At 69.6% G+C, this 15,742-nt stretch carries 19 protein-coding genes; 9 read left to right on the top strand and 10 right to left on the bottom strand.

Going from position 1 to position 15,742, the window contains the following annotated elements; translation table 11 throughout:
* Window positions 1-6: 6 nt before the first annotated feature.
* Both LC438_RS11630 and LC438_RS11625 read right to left on the bottom strand, forming a co-directional pair.
* Window positions 7-1,527 carry an ABC transporter substrate-binding protein gene (locus LC438_RS11630; protein ID WP_105676532.1) on the bottom strand — a complete coding sequence of 507 codons (1,521 nt, stop codon included), beginning with the start codon at window positions 1,525-1,527 and terminating at the stop codon, window positions 7-9.
* Window positions 1,528-1,619: 92 nt separating this feature from the next.
* A complete protein-coding gene (locus LC438_RS11625; protein ID WP_105676534.1) occupies window positions 1,620-2,531 on the bottom strand; it encodes an alpha/beta fold hydrolase in 912 nt (303 codons plus the stop codon).
* Window positions 2,532-2,701: 170 nt separating this feature from the next.
* Between LC438_RS11625 and LC438_RS11620 the strand changes: the two genes are divergently transcribed.
* From LC438_RS11620 to LC438_RS11610, 3 genes are read left to right on the top strand one after another with little or no spacing between them, the layout of a single operon-like run.
* Window positions 2,702-3,178, top strand: coding sequence for a carboxymuconolactone decarboxylase family protein (locus LC438_RS11620; RefSeq protein WP_105676535.1), 477 nt, complete (start codon window positions 2,702-2,704; stop codon window positions 3,176-3,178).
* Window positions 3,175-3,894, top strand: coding sequence for a tyrosine-protein phosphatase (locus LC438_RS11615; protein WP_223586662.1), 720 nt, complete (start codon window positions 3,175-3,177; stop codon window positions 3,892-3,894). Before LC438_RS11620 ends, LC438_RS11615 begins: the two co-directional genes overlap by 4 nt.
* Window positions 3,895-3,928: 34 nt before the next feature.
* Entirely contained in the window at window positions 3,929-4,399 is a 471-nt protein-coding gene (locus LC438_RS11610) for an SIP domain-containing protein (RefSeq protein ID WP_105676538.1), read from the top strand.
* A 63-nt stretch (window positions 4,400-4,462) separates the two neighbouring features.
* Here the strand turns inward: LC438_RS11610 and LC438_RS11605 are convergent, their stop codons facing one another.
* The 4 genes from LC438_RS11605 to LC438_RS11590 form a co-directional block, all read right to left on the bottom strand.
* Window positions 4,463-4,942, bottom strand: a complete 480-nt coding sequence (locus LC438_RS11605) for a Fe-S oxidoreductase (RefSeq protein ID WP_223586661.1) — start codon at window positions 4,940-4,942, stop codon at window positions 4,463-4,465.
* Window positions 4,939-5,742: an arginase family protein gene (locus tag LC438_RS11600; RefSeq protein WP_223586660.1), complete on the bottom strand. Its 804-nt coding sequence runs from the start codon at window positions 5,740-5,742 to the stop codon at window positions 4,939-4,941. Before LC438_RS11600 ends, LC438_RS11605 begins: the two co-directional genes overlap by 4 nt.
* 67 nt (window positions 5,743-5,809) lie before the next feature.
* Window positions 5,810-6,553: a PspA/IM30 family protein gene (locus LC438_RS11595; protein ID WP_105676542.1), complete on the bottom strand. Its 744-nt coding sequence runs from the start codon at window positions 6,551-6,553 to the stop codon at window positions 5,810-5,812.
* A 56-nt stretch (window positions 6,554-6,609) separates the two neighbouring features.
* Window positions 6,610-8,640: a TPM domain-containing protein gene (locus tag LC438_RS11590; RefSeq protein WP_105676543.1), complete on the bottom strand. Its 2,031-nt coding sequence runs from the start codon at window positions 8,638-8,640 to the stop codon at window positions 6,610-6,612.
* Window positions 8,641-8,762: 122 nt separating this feature from the next.
* Between LC438_RS11590 and LC438_RS11585 the strand changes: the two genes are divergently transcribed.
* The 5 genes from LC438_RS11585 to LC438_RS11565 are packed head-to-tail and all read left to right on the top strand — an operon-like array spanning window position 8,763 to window position 12,828.
* A complete protein-coding gene (locus tag LC438_RS11585) occupies window positions 8,763-9,605 on the top strand; it encodes a DUF3097 domain-containing protein (RefSeq protein ID WP_105676544.1) in 843 nt (280 codons plus the stop codon).
* Window positions 9,606-9,654: 49 nt separating this feature from the next.
* Complete coding sequence (gene trmB / locus LC438_RS11580; RefSeq protein ID WP_223586659.1) at window positions 9,655-10,380, top strand: tRNA (guanosine(46)-N7)-methyltransferase TrmB; 726 nt, start codon at window positions 9,655-9,657, stop codon at window positions 10,378-10,380.
* Window positions 10,377-11,267, top strand: coding sequence for a CPBP family intramembrane glutamic endopeptidase (locus LC438_RS11575; RefSeq protein ID WP_223586658.1), 891 nt, complete (start codon window positions 10,377-10,379; stop codon window positions 11,265-11,267). Before trmB ends, LC438_RS11575 begins: the two co-directional genes overlap by 4 nt.
* A 37-nt stretch (window positions 11,268-11,304) precedes the next feature.
* The gene (locus LC438_RS11570; RefSeq protein ID WP_105676549.1) at window positions 11,305-11,697 is read left to right on the top strand and encodes a DUF1304 domain-containing protein; all 393 of its coding nucleotides are present in this window, start codon (window positions 11,305-11,307) and stop codon (window positions 11,695-11,697) included.
* Between the two features lie 54 nt (window positions 11,698-11,751).
* The gene (locus LC438_RS11565) at window positions 11,752-12,828 is read left to right on the top strand and encodes a DNA polymerase IV (RefSeq protein ID WP_223586657.1); all 1,077 of its coding nucleotides are present in this window, start codon (window positions 11,752-11,754) and stop codon (window positions 12,826-12,828) included.
* Between the two features lie 27 nt (window positions 12,829-12,855).
* Here the strand turns inward: LC438_RS11565 and LC438_RS11560 are convergent, their stop codons facing one another.
* The 4 genes from LC438_RS11560 to LC438_RS11545 form a co-directional block, all read right to left on the bottom strand.
* Window positions 12,856-13,260 carry a RidA family protein gene (locus tag LC438_RS11560; protein WP_223586656.1) on the bottom strand — a complete coding sequence of 135 codons (405 nt, stop codon included), beginning with the start codon at window positions 13,258-13,260 and terminating at the stop codon, window positions 12,856-12,858.
* 89 nt (window positions 13,261-13,349) lie between these two features.
* Window positions 13,350-14,327, bottom strand: coding sequence for a zinc-binding dehydrogenase (locus LC438_RS11555; protein ID WP_223586655.1), 978 nt, complete (start codon window positions 14,325-14,327; stop codon window positions 13,350-13,352).
* 19 nt (window positions 14,328-14,346) lie between these two features.
* Window positions 14,347-14,769 carry an organic hydroperoxide resistance protein gene (locus LC438_RS11550; RefSeq protein WP_105676554.1) on the bottom strand — a complete coding sequence of 141 codons (423 nt, stop codon included), beginning with the start codon at window positions 14,767-14,769 and terminating at the stop codon, window positions 14,347-14,349.
* Window positions 14,770-14,791: 22 nt separating this feature from the next.
* Window positions 14,792-15,226 (bottom strand): MarR family winged helix-turn-helix transcriptional regulator, encoded by a 435-nt coding sequence (locus LC438_RS11545; RefSeq protein ID WP_223586654.1) that lies wholly within the window; start codon window positions 15,224-15,226, stop codon window positions 14,792-14,794.
* An 82-nt stretch (window positions 15,227-15,308) separates the two neighbouring features.
* Here LC438_RS11545 and LC438_RS11540 point away from each other — a divergent pair, with 82 nt between their 5' ends.
* Window positions 15,309-15,680 carry a hypothetical protein gene (locus tag LC438_RS11540; protein ID WP_105676556.1) on the top strand — a complete coding sequence of 124 codons (372 nt, stop codon included), beginning with the start codon at window positions 15,309-15,311 and terminating at the stop codon, window positions 15,678-15,680.
* Window positions 15,681-15,742: the final 62 nt, after the last annotated feature.

The raw sequence follows: 15,742 nt of genomic DNA, 5'->3' as shown, positions 1-15,742 counted from the left end.
CCGCCGTCACTTCTCGGTCGCGACGGTCACGCCGCTGAGGTCGATGCGTGAGTTGATCGAGTCCTTCGGGAAGCCCGAGACCTGCGGGCTCACGGCGGTGATGGTGGCGCCGTTGTAGAGCCAGTCGGCGGCGTGGTCCTCGGACACGATGCGAGCGGCCTGCTCGAGGAGCTTCGCGGACTTGTCGGCGTCGACCTCCTTCAGCGCCTGGGCGTAGAGCTCCTGCACCTTGGCGTTGTCGTAGCCGAAGTAGTAGTCGGGGTTCGCGAAGTTGCCGAAGTCGCGCGGCTCGACGTGCAGCACGAAGCTGAGGTCGTAGTCGTGGTTCGTGTAGACGTCCTCGAGCCAGGCGGGGAACTCGACGGAGTTCACGTCGAGGGTGACGCCGACCTTGGCGAAGTCGGAGATCAGCACCTTCGGCACGGTCGTTCCGTAGAAGTTCGGGATCGTCAGGGTGAGCTCGAGCTTCTCCTGGCCCGCCTCCTTGAGCAGGGCCTTCGCCTTCTCGGGGTCGTAGGAGATGACGTCGGAGAGGTCCTCGTAACCGGGATCGAGCTCCGGGATCGGTCCGTACAGGGTGGAGCCGGCGCCCACGGCCTCGACGAGCGCCTCGTGGTCGATGGCGAGGCGGAGGGCCTCACGCACCCGCACGTCGTCGAGCGGCGCCTTCTTGTTGTTGAAGGCGAGGGTCGCCTTGTCGGTGGTGCGACCGGTGGTGAGAGTGAAGTCGGTGCCCTCGAACTGGGAGACCAGGTTGGGATCGACCGCCGTCAGCACCTGCACGCCGCCGTCGAGAGCGGTGTTCACACCGGCGGTGAAGTCGGGGATGTAGAGGAACTCGACGGTCTTGACGCCGGCGGCTTCGCCCCAGTACGCGTCGTAGCGTCCGAAGGTGATCGAGCTGCCCTTGCTCCAGCGGGTCAGGGTGAACGGACCCGTGCCGTTCTCGGCGGTCTTGAGGTCGGTCGCATCGCCAGCCTGGAACACGAGCCCCGCGGGGCCGGTGAGCGCGAAGAGGAAGTTCTGGTTCGGCTCGGTGAGCACGATCTGCACGGTGGCGGCGTCGGGCGCCGAGATCGAGGCGACCGAGGCGAAGTCGGAGTTGCCCTGCAGGGTGGCATCCGTACGCACGGCCTCGTAGGAGGCGACGACGTCGGCGGAGGTGAGCGCCGCGCCGTTGTGGAACGTGATGCCGTCGTTCAGCGTGAACGTGTAGGTCAGGCCGTCAGCCGAGACCGTGTGCTTCGACGCCAGCCGGTCGACGATCTCGTTGTCCTGCGTGCGGCTGACCAGTCCCTCGTAGATGTTGTCGATGAGGACCTGCTCGAGGGCGGCGCCGCTGGTGTGGCGGATGTCGAGGTTGGTCGGCTCGAGGACGAGCCCGACCTGCAGGGTGGCGTCGGGGTCGGGCTTGCCGGTGGCCGTGGCGGTGGGCTCAGGGGAGCTGGTGCCGGTGCAGGCGCTGAGGATCACGGCGGTGGCCGCGATCGCGGAGATCAACGCGAGTCGTCGGGTGCGACGGAACATGGATTTTCCTCTCGGTGCGGCAGATGCTGTGTGCCGGTGGATCGAGCCTAGGGATCAGTCGGGTGGGTCAGGGTCGTCTGTGGAACGGAACGTCACAAAGCGCGGGTGAGGAACTCGGCGAGCTCCTTCGGCGCCGTCTCCTGGACGTTGTGGGTCGCGTCGATCGCGATCGCACGCGCGCCGGGCACGCGACGCTCCCACTCGTCGGCATCCGCTTCGCTGACGAAGCCCCGCGTCGCTCGGACGAGGGTGATCGGGGCGGTGACGGCGGCGAGGTCGTCCCAGCCGGTCTCGTGCAGGACGGACGGGGATGCCGCGGACCCGGGGTCGTGCGCGGCCAGGGCCTGGGCGGCGAGGTGCGCGAAGTGGTGCTTCCACTCGACGCGGCCGTCGGGGCGCACCCGTGTGTTCAGGAAGACGCCGCGCTCGGTCTCGGGACGCGTGCCGCCGAACCCGAGGGAGATGGCCTTGTCGACGAGCTCGTCCCGCGTGGCGAAGTGGGTCGGGCCGGCGTAGAACTCGCGCAGAGCCGCGGGGCCGGCGGTGACGTCGATTCCCGGTGTGATGTCCACGACGATCACCGCGGCGACGAGCTCGGGATGCGCGGCGGCGAGTGCTGCGGCGGTGAGGCCGCCGAGGGACTGGCCGACGACGAGCTGAGGGGTGTCTGTCCATGCCTGGAGCGCCGCAGCGACGTCGGCGGCGAGCGGCCGTGGCGTGTAGTCGAGGTCGTCGCGCCAGGACGAGTCGCCGTGGCCGGCGAGATCGATGGCGAGGAGAGGCTGCTGGACGGCGAGAGCCGTGGTGTCCCAGGTATGGGCGTTGAGGCCTGCGCCGTGCAGGAGCGTCACCCGGGGGGACTCCGTGCCGAAGCGGAGGGCGCTGAGCGTGCGTCCGTCGGGAAGGGAGAGGGTGAGTCGCTCGACACGGGGGAGGGGAACCCCGAGCGCTTCGGCCTGTGCGGGAAGATAGCTGAACTCGCTGATGTCGATCGCCACCTGCATATTCTGCTCCCGCTTCGGGGCTGCACGGAAACTCGGGAGCATATCGACAAGCAGAAGATGACCTTGTGTTGCATTTTCGGTCTTCATGTTGCGCTTTGATCGAGCAGTCTGCATCCGGCGACGGAATCGCCGGATGCCGCAGTCGCTCTCGCAGCGAATAGCATGGAGTCATGAGCGAGACGCGAGTGCACCTGTCCAAGACCGAGCCGACCGCGTACCGGGCGCTGGACGAGTTCTCCCGGACCGTCGGCGACATCTGCGCCGCGAACGGCATCGACGAGCGGCTCAAGGAGCTGGTGATGATCCACTGCTCCCAGCTCAACGGCTGCGGGTACTGCACGCGCATCCACGTCGACCGCGCGCTCAAGGCCGGGATCGACACCGACACGCTCATGCAGATCGCGACGTGGCGCGAGAGCGGCGTGTTCAGCGATCGGGAGCAGGCGGCGCTCGAGCTCGCGGAGGCGTTCACCTTCATCTCCGAGGAGGGCATCTCCGACGAGGTCTACGACCGCGTCGGAGGGGTCTTCACCGAGAAGGAGTACGCGGCCCTCAGCTGGGCCTGCGTCTCGATCAACGCCTTCAACCGCATCGTGATCGCCGGACGCTACCCGGTCCCGCCTCGCACGCCCCAGGCTCAGGCATGACGGTCATCGACGTCGAAGGCGTGAACAACGTCCGCGACGTGGGCGGGATGCCCGCGGCCGGAGGGAGGATCCGTTCCGGGGTGCTGCTGCGCTCAGGACAGCTGTCGACGGCGACCCCGCGCGGCGCAGTCGCGCTGAGCGAGCTGGTGGGTCACATCGTGGATCTGCGCGACGGCGAGGAGGTCGCCGCGGAGCCGACCGAGATCGCGGGACCCGACACCACGCACCTTCCGCTCTTCCTCGGCTCGGTGCGCTCGTTCTTCGAGGCGGACACGAGCCTCGACGACCTGTACCTCCACCTGCTCGAGGAGAGCGGCGAACGGCTGGTCGCGGCCGTCCGCATCATCGCCGTGGGTCACCCCACGCTCGTGCACTGCACCGTCGGCAAGGACCGCACCGGGGTGACCGTCGCCCTCGCGCTCGCCGCGGTCGACGCCGACCGCGAGGCGATCATCGCCGACTACGCGCTCACGGAGTCGCAGCTGCCGCCAGAGCGCTCGCAGCGGATCGCCGCGTATCTGCGCTCGCAGCACCCGGAGGCCGTGCACGCGGTCGCCCTCGCGACGCAGTCGCCCGCCCCTGTCATGCGCCGCCTGCTCGAGCGCGTCGACGAGCGGTGGGGGTCTGCGGCCGACTACCTGCGCGCGAACGGGTTGACGGATGCCGAACTCGACGCGCTGCGGGCTGCGCTGGTCGAACCTGCCGACCAAGGTTAGGCAAGCCTTCACTGGGTGATACGATGGAGGCACGATGAACACCTCCCTCGACACTCGCAGCACGCGCGCAGAGCGCCGCGCGGCTCGTCGGCGTTCCCACCACCTCGTGACGGCGGATGAGAACTCGCTCGCCGAGCTGGAGGTCTTCCTCACCACGCTGCCCCTGTGCGCATCGGGGCGGATCTTCATCGAGGTTCCTCAGGCCTCCGACATCGGCGTGATCGAGGCTCCCGGTCGGATGACCGTGACGTGGCTCGCCCGCGGCGACCGCAGCGGCGCACCCGGCACCGGTCGTGCATGCGCACCGGGGCAGGCGCTCGCGCGCGCCACCTGCGCCTGGGCCGACGAGATGCTCATCGACGACGAGTTCGAGACGCACGTCACCCTGCTCGGCGGATTCCTCGGCACAGCCGACATCATCGAGCACCTGACCTCGACGCTCGACGTCGAGCCGACGCAGATCCACGCGCCGGAGCGCTTCGGTCTGCTCCCGATCGAGCGCTGATCCCCGACTGCTGACCAGGGCTGCACAGCGGCCTCGCCCGTTCGCGCGTCCGGGAGGCAGAGCCTACGCGGGGGAGTGATCTGCGCTGCGCGCTGCGGTGCGCCGAGCAGGACTACGACGCACGTAGTTGCCGTCCTCGAGACCGGCTTCGATCTCGAAGCGGTTGCGCAGCGGGTCCCGGCCTGCGAACAGGTAGAGCACGGGCATCAGGAAGCCGTACCGCAGCCATTGCGCCTTGTGCACGGCTTCGTGACGCAGCACGGCGTCGCTCGGGTCGTCATCGCCCGTGAGGAAGCAGCCGCCGACGCACACCCCGCCGCGATTGAACGTCCAGCTCGGCATCCCGCGGAACACCCAGAGCCCTGCGCGGCGTTCGACCGGCCCCGTGCTCCACAGGGATCCCCAGAGCCAGCCGACGGACGTCCCCCACCAGTAGCCGATGCGGCTGACCGGGGAGCGGAGCAGGAACGACGGGATGCGTCGATCGAATCGCCGCCCGCGCACCAGCGCCGCCTCGGCGGCGGGTCGCCAGTCGTCGATCACGCGACCGCGCCGACGAGCCGCAGCAGCGCGCCGAGGTCGTCGACGGCATCGGCTGGTGTCCGCGGCGCGAAGCCGGAGATGGTGGCGCCGGCGAGCGGCACGCTCTCACGGAGCCTCCGGATCGCCGCGCTCAGCGTGGCCGTGGCCAGGCCGAACGGCGCGGCCTCGGACACGCCGGAGAGCTCAGATGGGTCGAGAACGTCGACGTCGATGTGCACCCAGACCCGTGCGGCTCCGGTCGCCAGGACGGCGTCGGCCAGCGCGTCGGCGGATTCGAGGTCGTCGGCGGACAGGATGTTCAGCCCATCGGTCTCCGCGACCTCGGAGTCGTCGAGGTTGCGCAGGCCCACGGCCACGATGCGCTCGCGCGGGATCCCGGGGGAGAGGGCGAGCTGAGGCTCGCCGTCGCCGATCACGGCGCGCAGCGCCATACCGGAGAAGGCCCCGGACGGCGAGGTCTCGGGGGTGTGCATGTCGGGGTGCGCGTCGCACCACACGACGGCGAGGTCGTCGGTGCCTCCGGGCAGTGCCGCCAGGGCGGCGACGGTCACGCTGCAGTCGCCGCCGATGACGACCGTATCGGGGGTCATCGCATCGCGGACGAGGTCGCGGGTGCGCAGCAAGGCGCTCAGGCGCCGCACACCGGTGCCCAGCGACTCGCCGGCTTCGACCGGGACGTCGAGCACGGTGGTCGCGGCGCGGGGGAGATCACCCGCGATGGCGGTGGCGCCGTCGATGAGGAGCATCGCGCGGGCGGCGGGAGAACCCTGCCACTGCGGGACGACGAGGAAACGCACCATGGGTGCCTCCAGAGAGGAAGGAGCGGATGCTCCGGACCGGGAGGGTCCGGAGCATCCGCGGGGTGTATCAGGAGCCTTCGATGGCCGTGCGGGGGGCGGAGCCGCCCGCCTTCAGCTCGGCGAGGCGCGCCTCGACCTCGGTGAGCTCGCCGAGGTCTTCGAGGCTCTCGAACTGGGCGTCGAGGCTGGATGCCGCGAGCTCGGCCTTGCCCTGCGCAAGAGCCTCCTGGCGACGGACCTTGTCTTCGAACCGGCCCAGCTCGCTGGTGGGGTCGAGCACGTTGATCGAGCCGATCGCGTCCTGCACCTTGGTCTGCGCCTCGGCGACCTTGGCGCGGGCGAGCAGTTCGCTGCGCTTGTTCTTCAGCTCGCCGAGCTTCTCCTTCATGCCGTTGAGGCCGGTCTTGAGCTTGTCGACGATCTCGGTCTGAGCGGCGATCTGCGGCTCGGCCGCAGAGGCCTCGCGCTCCGAGCTGATCTGACGCTGGAGGGCGATCTTGGCGAGGCTGTCGAACTTGTCGGCATCCGCACCGTTTCCGGTCGAGCGCATCTCGTCGGCCTTGCGGCTCGCGGCCAGGGCCTTGTTGCCCCACTCGGTGGCCGACTGGACGTCTTCCTCGTGATCGCGTTCGAGCAGGCGCAGGTTGCCGATGGTCTCGGCGATCGCGGACTCGGCGTCGGCGATGTTGTTGGTGTAATCGCGAACGAGCTGGTCGATCATCTTCTGCGGGTCTTCTGCAGAGTCGAGGAGCGCGTTGATGTTCGCGCGGACGAGCGTCGAGATTCGTCCGAAGATGGACTGCTTGGTCATGCGGTTTTCCTTTCAGAGGGTCCTGATCGAGATCTTCACTTATGCGTCTATGAGTTTCAGAAGCGTCGTCCGCCCGAGCGTCCGGAGCGTCCGCCCCCGCTGGAACGTCCGCCGCCGCCACCGAACCCGGAGCTGCGGAAGCCGCCGCTGCCGCTGGACCGCCAGCTGCTCCGTGAGGAGCCGCCGCCGCCTCCGCCGCCTCCGGACAGGAGTCCGCCGATGATGCCGCCGAGGATGTCTCCGCCGAGACCGGAGCCGCCGGAGCGGGAGCCGCCGTAGGGGCTGCCGCCCCAGCTGTCGTCTGCGACGTACGACGAGACATCCGACTGCGCGGAGGAGCTGGCCTGGCGTGCGAGCTCGACGGCGTTCTGCGCGGAGGCGAGGGCCTGCTCCGGACTGCTCGCGCGCAGGCTCAGCGCCTGAGTGAGCTCCGCCTCGGCCTGAGAGAGCCGGGTGCGCGCGGTGCTGCCCACGCTGCCGCGCCTCGTCTCGATGAAGTCCCTGGTCGCGCGGATCTGGGAGTCGGCCTGCGCGAGGGTCTGCTCGAGCATCTGCTGTGCGCGGCGCGCGCGCTCGACGGTCTCCCTGCCCTGCGCGATCGCCGCGTCGATCTGCGTGTTCGCCGCGGTGAGGGCCTCCAGAACCCGCTGAGGGCTGCGCGCGGCACCCGTGAGGTTCGCCTGGGCCTGCTGCAGCTGCTGCTGCGTCGCGGCGGCGGCCTGCGCGATCGTGCCGGAGCCGTCGGGGAGCTGCTGCGCTGTCGCGATGTCGCCCTGCAGCTCGGTGATGAGAGCCTGGGCCTGCGTCTCGATGGATGCGAGCTCGGCACCGAGCGAGGTGATGGCCTGGACGAGCTGGGTCGCCTGGGCGACGGACTGCTCCGCCGTGCGGATCGCGAACGCGGCATCGCCCGTCTTTGCCGCGGCGATGGCCGCGGCGGCAGCCTCGATGGAGTGGTCGGCCAGCGCAGCGCGCTCCTGAGCCTGCGCCGGGTTGTCCGCGACCGTGCTGAGCGCCGACGGATCATAGGCCGCGGCGAGCGAGGCGAGCGCGGGAGCGGCCCCCGCGAGCACCGGCGTCAACGCCGCGCGCTCTGCGCGCACTCTCTCGAGCTCCTGGGGAGCGTTCTGCTCCAGTTTGCGGAGCTCGTCGAACGCATCAGTGTTGGCGTCGAGGACTGCATCGATCTCGGCGCAGAGCTGGATGATGCGGATGTGCCACGCGCGACGATCGAAGACCGTGTCCTCGATCTCGTCGTCGAGCTTCTGCTTGAGGTCGAACGCCTCGGACATCTTCGCCTTCGCGGCGTCGATCACGGCCGTGAATTCGGACGTGGGGCCATCGCCGAACTGCGCGACGGCGAATCCCAGCTCCTCCTTGCTCGAGGTCAGCGCATCGTCGGCCTGGACGAGCGCCGCGCCGGCCTGGGTCTGCACCTGCTCGTCGGTGAGCGTCGAGAACGGGTCGTTCGGGTCGGGCTTCTCGGGCATTCCTCCGCGTTCGCGGATCGCGGCGGCGCGACGCGACCGCCGCACGAGGAAGATCACGAGCCAGATCAGCAGCGCGGCGGCGATGACGGCGAGGACGATGAAGAAGGTGCGCAGGGCGCCGGCGCCGCCGTCGCCCTGGATCTCGTCTGCGGCGAGGACGATCGCGCCCTCCCAGTCGTTCTGGCTCGCGAGCGGCTGGATCTTGTCTTCGACGTCATCGAGCTTGCTGTCGCTGAGCGGGCCGCCGGGGGCGGCGGAGATGTAATAGCTGCGCCCCTCCACGGCGATCGCGAGGAGGTACTGCGCGGTTCCGAGGTTGTTGTTCTCGGCGACGAGGTCCGCCCACTGCGCGTTGTCCGATGGGGAGGTGAAGTCGTCGACGAGCACGACGAAGAGGTCGGCCGACGAGTTCTCGGAGAGGGTCTGCAGCCGCGCCTCGACCGCGCTCTCCTCGTCGGCGCTGAGCACTCCCGCGGCATCGGTGACGTAGCCCTGGTCGAGCGTCAGCGGATCGGTCGCGTACGCGGCTCCAGACGAGATGAGTCCGGCGGTGGCGGCGAGCACCAGCGCACCGAACGTCAGCCAGCGAGTCTTCATGCCTGTCCCTCCGACCGGTGGCCGTGCCCCATGGGTCGAGTCTATGCATACGGGCCGACACGCGACAGCACTCGGGCGCTGATCGCCGTTCGCCCTCAGCGGAGACACATACGCTGGATGGCATGGATGACAGATACGGATCGGATGTGCTCGCCGCGGGATGGCGCGAGCGCGCGGCGAAGCCGGTGCCCGAGGTGCCAGCCGACCTCGATCTGGTCGTCGAGGTCGCCGACGACGGCTACTGCGGCGCGGTGACGAAGGTGCAGGGCGGCACCGTGGAGCTCGAGGACTGGAAGGGGCGCAAGCGTCTGTTCCCGCTCGGCGGCGGCTTCCTGATCGAGGGGCGCCCTGTGCGGCTGACGGTGCCGAAGGCGGTGGAGCAGGGACCCCGGCGCACGGCATCCGGTTCCTTCGTCGTGGTCGACCAGCGCGCCCGCGTGGCCCTGCCCAGCCGCATCCTCGTCGAGGGCAAGCACGATGCCGAGCTCGTCGAGAAGGTGTGGGGCGCCGACCTCCGCGTCGAGGGCGTCGTCGTCGAGTTCCTGCAGGGAGTCGATCTGCTCGACGAGCTGCTCGCCGCCGAGCCGCCGAGCGCGGACCGCCGCTACGGCGTGCTCGTCGATCACCTCGTGCCGGGTTCCAAGGAGTCGAGGATCGCCGACGCCGTCTCCCGCGGCCCGCACGGTCGTCACGTGAAGATCGTGGGGCACCCGTTCGTCGACGTGTGGCAGTGCGTCACCCCGCGGGCGCTCGGCATCGCGAAGTGGCCGGAGATCCCGCGAGGCACGGACTGGAAGACCGGAATCTGCCGGGCGTTCGGATGGCCGTACGAGACGCAGGCGGACACGGGCATCGCGTGGCAGCGGATCCTTTCCAAGGTGCACACCTATCGCGACCTCGAACCGGCTCTGCTCGGCAGGGTCGAAGAGCTCATCGACTTCGTGACGGCCCCCGCGCCGCGGTAGCCCGATAGGAGGAGCGGATGCCGCCGCGCCTCTCTACTACCCTGGAAGGATGCCCGAACCCCGCATCTTCCGCGACGAGCCGGTGTCCTTCGTACGCAGGAGCGGTCGGATGTCCGATGCGCAGGAGCGCGCCTTCGCAGAGCTCGCCCCGCAGTACCTGCTCGACGTCCCTCGCGACATCGCGTGGACCTCCGTCCACCCCGACGCTCGGCTCGATCCGTCGTCCGAGTACGGCCGCGACGCCGATCTGTACATCGAGATCGGCTCAGGCCAGGGCCACGCGATCGTGGCGGCGGCATCGTCGCGCCCGGAAGACGACTTCCTCGCCGTCGAGGTCTTCCGCGCAGGCCTAGCGCGCACCATGCTCGATGCGGACCGGGAGGACGCGCGCAACCTGCGGGTCGTCGAGGCCAACGCACCGGAGGTGCTCTCGTCGTATCTCCCCGACGCAGCCGCGGCCGAGGTGTGGATCTTCTTCCCCGACCCCTGGCACAAGAAGAAGCACACGAAGCGTCGGCTGGTGCGCCCCGGGTTCGGAGACGCCGCGGCGCGAGCGCTGCGCGATGGCGGACTGCTGCGGCTCGCCACCGACTGGGAGGACTACGCGCTGCAGATGCGCGAGGTCCTGGATGCCGAGCCGCTCTTCGAGCGGGCCTTCGAAGGGGAATGGGCCGAGCGTTTCGACGGGCGCGTCATGACCGCCTTCGAACGCAAGGGCATCGCCAAGGGGCGGGACATCCGCGACCTCGTATACCGGAGGCGAGACCGCGCATGAGCGCGGAGGGGCGCGGCACGGCGGTATGGCCCGGCATCGCGCCCGCCCTTCTCGTCTGCGCGGCCGCGCCGGCGTTCTTCGTGCTCCAGATCGCGTGGCTCGGCTGGCTGCTCCTCGCGCTCGGCATCGGCACGGCCTGGTTGAGCGAACGCGGGAAGGCCGTCGACGACCAGATCGTCAGCATGGGAGCGCGGCGCGAGACGGCTCGGCAGATCGGCATCCGTCGGCAGCCCTCGCTCACGCGCGACCTGTCCCTGATCGGGATCGGACTGTTGATCGTCAGCGTCATCCCCCTCGCCGCCGAACTCGACAACCTCGCAATGCTGCGCTTCACCCTCGCCCTCGGCGGGGCGGTCGCTGTGCCCTACGTCGTGTCGCGATACCTGTTCCGCGACCGCGCGATCGGGTTCCCCTGGCGCGCGCATCGTCGCTGGGGGCGGTTGCAGTGGGGATGGCTCATCGCCGTCCTGGTGCTCGGATGGCTGATCCTGCCGTTCTACTTCATCACCAGCGGCGTCTACCAGAACTGGCCCGTGGTGGACTCTCCCGATCTGATCGCCCGACTGTTCGTCGGCGTCGGGGCCGTCGGCATCTGGGACGAGCTGTTCTTCATCTGCACGGTCTTCGCCCTGCTGCGCCGGCACTTCCCCGATGCCGTCGCCAACGTGCTGCAGGCGATCGTGTTCGTGTCCTTCCTCTGGGAGCTCGGGTATCGCGCGTGGGGGCCCGTCCTCACGATCCCGTTCGCCCTGCTTCAGGGGTTCATCTTCGTCCGCACGCACTCGCTCGCCTACGTCGTCACGGTGCATCTGCTGTTCGACGCGGTGGTCTTCGGCGTGCTCGTGCATGCGCACAACCCTGGGCTGCTGCCGATCTTCCTCGTCTGACGACGTCTCCCGGTCCCGCCGGTGGGAGAATCGAGTCATGATCATCGCCGGACTCGTCCTCGCCGCCGCCGCGGCTGCCTTCCACGTCTTCATCTTCGCGCTGGAATCGCTGAAGTGGACGGAGCCGGAGACGAGGAAGATCTTCGGCGTCGCCAGCGAAGCGGATGCGGTCACGATGAAGCAGCTCGCCTTCAATCAGGGCTTCTACAACCTCTTCCTGGCGCTCACGGCGCTGCTCGGGGTGGGCCTGTACATCATGGGCAGCGCGACCGTCGGGCTCACTCTCGTCTTCGCCGGTACGGGCATGATGCTCGCCGCCGCGCTCGTGCTCGTCCTGTCGGACCGGTCGAAGACCCGTGCCGCGCTCATGCAGGGCACGCTGCCGCTGCTGGCCGTCGTCGCCACCGCGATCGGCGTCGCCGTCTCCTGACGTCGTCGCGTCCCCGGGGGTGACACCGCGGCTCGCAGCCGTCACACTCGTGTCATGGCCGACTGGGTGCTGCACGTGGACATGGACCAGTTCATCGCGGCCGTCGAGGTGCTGCGCCGCCCCGAGCTCGCCGGACTCCCCGTCATCGTGGGAGGGCGGGGGGACCCCACGGAGCGCGCCGTCGTGTCGACGGCGTCGTACGAGGCGAGAGCCTTCGGCATCGGTTCGGGGATGCCGCTCAAGATCGCGGCGAGGAAGGCTCCGGATGACGCCGTCTTCCTCCCCGTCGACCATGAGGCCTACGAGGCCGCCTCGCACGAGGTGATGGCCGCGCTGCGTTCGCTGCCGGGTGTCGTGCTGGAGGTGATCGGCTGGGACGAGTGCTTCCTCGGCGTCGAGTCCGACGATCCGGAGCAGGTCGCACGCGATGCGCAGACGGCGGTGCGGGAGGCCACAGGGCTGCACTGCTCGGTGGGCATCGGCGACAACAAGGTGAGAGCCAAGATCGCGACGGAGTTCGGCAAGCCTCGCGGCATGTTCCGCCTCACCGCCGCGAACTGGTTCGAGGTGATGGGGGAGAAGCCCACGCGCGACCTCTGGGGCGTCGGACCCAAGGTGCAGAAGCGGCTCGCGACGCACGGGATAGACACCGTGCGCCAGCTCGCGGATGCCGATCAGCAGGAGCTCGTCGCGGAGTTCGGGCCGCGGATGGGGGTCTGGTACCGCGATCTCGGCGCGGGGATCGGCCCCGCGATCGTCGACGACACTCCCTGGGTGGCGCGCAGCCACAGCCGCGAGACGACCTTTCAGCGGAATCTCACGACCGCGGAGGAGGTCGAGGCGGCGATCCGCGAGCTCGCCACCAGTGCCTTCGACGACTGCGCGGCCGAGGATCGTGCGGTCGTGCGGGTGCACCTGAAGGTGCGGTACGCGCCCTTCGAGACGAAGACGTTCGGACGCAAGCTGGCCGAGCCGACCCTCGACCGCGACCAGGTGGTCGCCGCTGCTCTCGAGCTGGGCGGCACGCTCGATCGAGACCGCGAGGTCAGACTGCTCGGGGTCCGCGCGGAGATGACCATGCCCGATGACGCTGACACCGTGGAGCGGACGCCGGTGCGCGGCAGGATCTGACGTCGTGAGGCGAGGCCCGGCGCGCGCTCAGTCGCGGAACACCGCGGCGACGGCGCTGACCTCGATCACCGCACCGGGGACGCCGAGACCCGCGACGAGCGCCGCGGTCACGAGGGGAGGTGCGCCCTCGCGTGCCAGCGTCGACGCCACCGCGCCGTACGCGGCACGCAGATCCGCGTCCTGCTGGATCAGCACCGTCCAGCTGACCACGTCGTCGAGACCCGCCCCGGCGGCCTCGAGCGCGACGCGGGCGTTCTCCACCGCACGGAGCGACTGCTCGCCGGCGTCTGCGGAGACGACGGCGCCGGTCGCGTCGACGCCGTTCTGGCCGCCGACGTAGATCGTCGTCGCGCCGGGTGGGACGACGGCGACGTGGCTGAACGCGGGACTGACGACGAGGCCGTCCGGCTGCAGGAGAGTGATCGTGTCCATGGCCCCAGTGTGGCCCTGGGCACGGACATTGCGTGAAGCACGAGAAGGGGCGGAGCGCTGTGCGCCCCGCCCCTCGACATCGCAGACGCTCAGAACTTCAGGAGCACCTTGCCGACTCGGCCGGGCGTGTTGCTCGCGCGGACGGCATCCGCGGCGTCGGCCGCGTCGAAGACTCCGGCGACGGGCAGGGTGAGGGTGCCGTCGGAGACGCGCTGGATCAGCTCCCCGAACAGGGCGCCGCGCGTGGCGGCATCCATCGCCTGACTGACCTTGCTTCCCCAGAAGCCCTTGACGGTGGCCTGCTTGAAGATGACGTCTCCCGAGGCGATCTCCATCACGGGCGAGCTCATCGCGCCGAAGGCGACGAGCGTGCCGTTCTCGGCGAGCAGCGAGAGCACGTGTCCCGATGCGGCTCCGCCGACGGAGTCCACGCCGGCGACGATCGGGGCGCCGCCGGTGAGCGCCGCCGCCTGCTCGCGCCAGTCGTCCTGGTCGGTCGCGACGACGTTCTCGATGCCCTGGGCGCGGAGCTCCTCGATGCCCTCGGTGCGGCGCACGAGGCCGAGCACGTTGACGCCGCGCGCAGCCCCGAGCTGCGCCAGCATCCGTCCGACTGCGCCGTTCGCGGCGTTCTGGACGATCCAGTCGCCCTCGCCGACCTCCAGGAACTGCAGCAGGCTGATCGTGCTGAACGGCATGGAGATCAGCTGTGCGGCGCTCTCGTCGGGGATCGCGTCGGGAACCGGTACGAGGCCTGCGGCCGTGGTGACGAGGTACTCCGCCCAGGCTCCGAAGGTTCCGCCCGTCGCCACGCGCTGGCCGACCGTGAGGTTCTCGACGCCGTCGCCGAGCGCGTCGACGATGCCGAGCGCCTCGGTGCCGGATGCCGCCGGCAGCTCGGGCTTGAAGCCGTAGGTGCCGCGGATGGTCCACAGATCGTGGTTGTGGATCGGGGAGAGGAGGATGCGCAGGCGCACCTGCCCCGGACCGGGCTCCGGAAGCGGGCGGTCTTCGACTGCGAGGACCTCTTCGGGCTCGCCGAACGTGTGGTGGATGAGTGCACGCATGTCTGTTCTCCTTGTGGGATCAGTCGTCGGAGACGGTGATGTCGACGTCGATGTTGCCGCGGGTGGCGTTCGAGTACGGGCACACCCGGTGCGCGGCATCCGCCAGCGCCACGGCCTGCTCGTGGGGAAGGTCGGGGATGACCACCTCGAGCTGCACGGCGAGCCCGAACCCGCCCTCGCCGTTGGAGCCGATCTGCACGCGCGCCCCCACCGAGGAATCGGTGATCGCGACCTTCTGCGCGCGGGCCACGGTCTGCAGTGCGGAGTGGAAGCAGGCCGCGTAGCCGGCGGCGAACAGCTGCTCGGGGTTCGCGCCGTCTCCGCTGCCGCCGAGCTCCTTGGGCACGGCGAGGTCGAAGTCGAGTCGACCCTCTGACGTGGCGACCCGGCCATTGCGGCCTGCGCCCGTCGCCAGGGCTTCTGCGGTGTAGAGAGCGTCCATCGTGTGGATTCCTTTCGAGTGGTCAGTTCGCGGTGCTCTTCTGGAGCAGCGCGGTGAGTTCCTGGAGTTCGGCGATCAGCCGCCGGCGGCGGTCGTCGTCGTGCACGCCGGCGAGATCGGCGATCTGCGCCCGGATCGGGGCGACCTCGGCGCGCAGCGCGCGGCCGGCTTCGGTCAGCTGCACCGTGACGACGCGTTCGTCGGTCGTGCTGCGCTGCTTCGTCACGAGGCCGGCCTGTTCGAGGCGGCGCACCAGGGGGGAGAGGGTGCCGGAGTCGAGCTGCATCGCATCTCCGAGGGATCCGACGGTCTGCTCTCCCTCGTTCCAGAGGATCGCCAGCACGAGGTACTGCGGGTACGTGAGCCCCCACGGAGCGAGCAGGGTGCGATAGGCCTGTGTGGTGGCGCGCGCCGCCGAGTAGAGCGAGAAGCACACCATCTCTTCGGTGATCGGCATGAGGCGAGTCTTGCACACAATTCAATTGTGCACAATTTAATGACGGCTGACCGTCGACGCCGGAGACCTCTAAGGTGGCCCCATGAGCGCAGTCGCCGTGGATGCCCCCGTCGTATCGACGATGCCGCGATGGTGGCTGCGCCGCCGCTTCGTGCTCCTGATGAGCGTGCTCGTGCTCCCAGCGGCACTGTCTGTGCTGCTGAACAGCTATGGCGCGCTCACGGAGGAGTCCGCGATGCGCATGGCGTTCGCGACCGTGGCCGGGCAGACCGTCGCGATGCTCGGCGCGCTCGCCGCGGTGGCGCTCACGATCGTGCAGCGACGACGAGGGCTTGTCCTCTTCGTCCTGATCGGCTTCGTCGTGATCGTGTGCGCGGTGGCGGCCATGGGGACGGCGGGGGAGCTCCTCCTCTCCCGTCTCGACCTGATCGCGGAGACCGCAGCTCTGAACTGACCGTCCTCAGGGTCGGAGATCGGTGATTCCGGGTTTCCCCCGGGAGTCGTCGGGTTACCCCC

Source organism: Microbacterium sp. OVT16B (genome assembly GCF_019969705.1).
Lineage (GTDB): Bacteria > Actinomycetota > Actinomycetes > Actinomycetales > Microbacteriaceae > Microbacterium > Microbacterium natoriense.
The sequence above is the reverse complement of the archived record's forward strand: the minus strand, read 5'-3'. Positions and strand labels throughout refer to the sequence as shown.

What these genes read in the sequence shown, in the direction of transcription:
- LC438_RS11630 (WP_105676532.1), bottom strand. Translation starts at nt 1,527, where the DNA reads ATGTTCCGTCGCACCCGACGACTCGCGTTGATCTCCGCGATCGCGGCC.
- LC438_RS11625 (WP_105676534.1), bottom strand. Translation starts at nt 2,531, where the DNA reads ATGCAGGTGGCGATCGACATCAGCGAGTTCAGCTATCTTCCCGCACAG.
- LC438_RS11620 (WP_105676535.1), top strand. Translation starts at nt 2,702, where the DNA reads ATGAGCGAGACGCGAGTGCACCTGTCCAAGACCGAGCCGACCGCGTAC.
- LC438_RS11615 (WP_223586662.1), top strand. Translation starts at nt 3,175, where the DNA reads ATGACGGTCATCGACGTCGAAGGCGTGAACAACGTCCGCGACGTGGGC.
- LC438_RS11610 (WP_105676538.1), top strand. Translation starts at nt 3,929, where the DNA reads ATGAACACCTCCCTCGACACTCGCAGCACGCGCGCAGAGCGCCGCGCG.
- LC438_RS11600 (WP_223586660.1), bottom strand. Translation starts at nt 5,742, where the DNA reads ATGGTGCGTTTCCTCGTCGTCCCGCAGTGGCAGGGTTCTCCCGCCGCC.
- LC438_RS11595 (WP_105676542.1), bottom strand. Translation starts at nt 6,553, where the DNA reads ATGACCAAGCAGTCCATCTTCGGACGAATCTCGACGCTCGTCCGCGCG.
- LC438_RS11590 (WP_105676543.1), bottom strand. Translation starts at nt 8,640, where the DNA reads ATGAAGACTCGCTGGCTGACGTTCGGTGCGCTGGTGCTCGCCGCCACC.
- LC438_RS11585 (WP_105676544.1), top strand. Translation starts at nt 8,763, where the DNA reads ATGGATGACAGATACGGATCGGATGTGCTCGCCGCGGGATGGCGCGAG.
- trmB (WP_223586659.1), top strand. Translation starts at nt 9,655, where the DNA reads ATGCCCGAACCCCGCATCTTCCGCGACGAGCCGGTGTCCTTCGTACGC.
- LC438_RS11575 (WP_223586658.1), top strand. Translation starts at nt 10,377, where the DNA reads ATGAGCGCGGAGGGGCGCGGCACGGCGGTATGGCCCGGCATCGCGCCC.
- LC438_RS11570 (WP_105676549.1), top strand. Translation starts at nt 11,305, where the DNA reads ATGATCATCGCCGGACTCGTCCTCGCCGCCGCCGCGGCTGCCTTCCAC.
- LC438_RS11565 (WP_223586657.1), top strand. Translation starts at nt 11,752, where the DNA reads ATGGCCGACTGGGTGCTGCACGTGGACATGGACCAGTTCATCGCGGCC.
- LC438_RS11560 (WP_223586656.1), bottom strand. Translation starts at nt 13,260, where the DNA reads ATGGACACGATCACTCTCCTGCAGCCGGACGGCCTCGTCGTCAGTCCC.
- LC438_RS11555 (WP_223586655.1), bottom strand. Translation starts at nt 14,327, where the DNA reads ATGCGTGCACTCATCCACCACACGTTCGGCGAGCCCGAAGAGGTCCTC.
- LC438_RS11550 (WP_105676554.1), bottom strand. Translation starts at nt 14,769, where the DNA reads ATGGACGCTCTCTACACCGCAGAAGCCCTGGCGACGGGCGCAGGCCGC.
- LC438_RS11545 (WP_223586654.1), bottom strand. Translation starts at nt 15,226, where the DNA reads ATGCCGATCACCGAAGAGATGGTGTGCTTCTCGCTCTACTCGGCGGCG.
- LC438_RS11540 (WP_105676556.1), top strand. Translation starts at nt 15,309, where the DNA reads ATGAGCGCAGTCGCCGTGGATGCCCCCGTCGTATCGACGATGCCGCGA.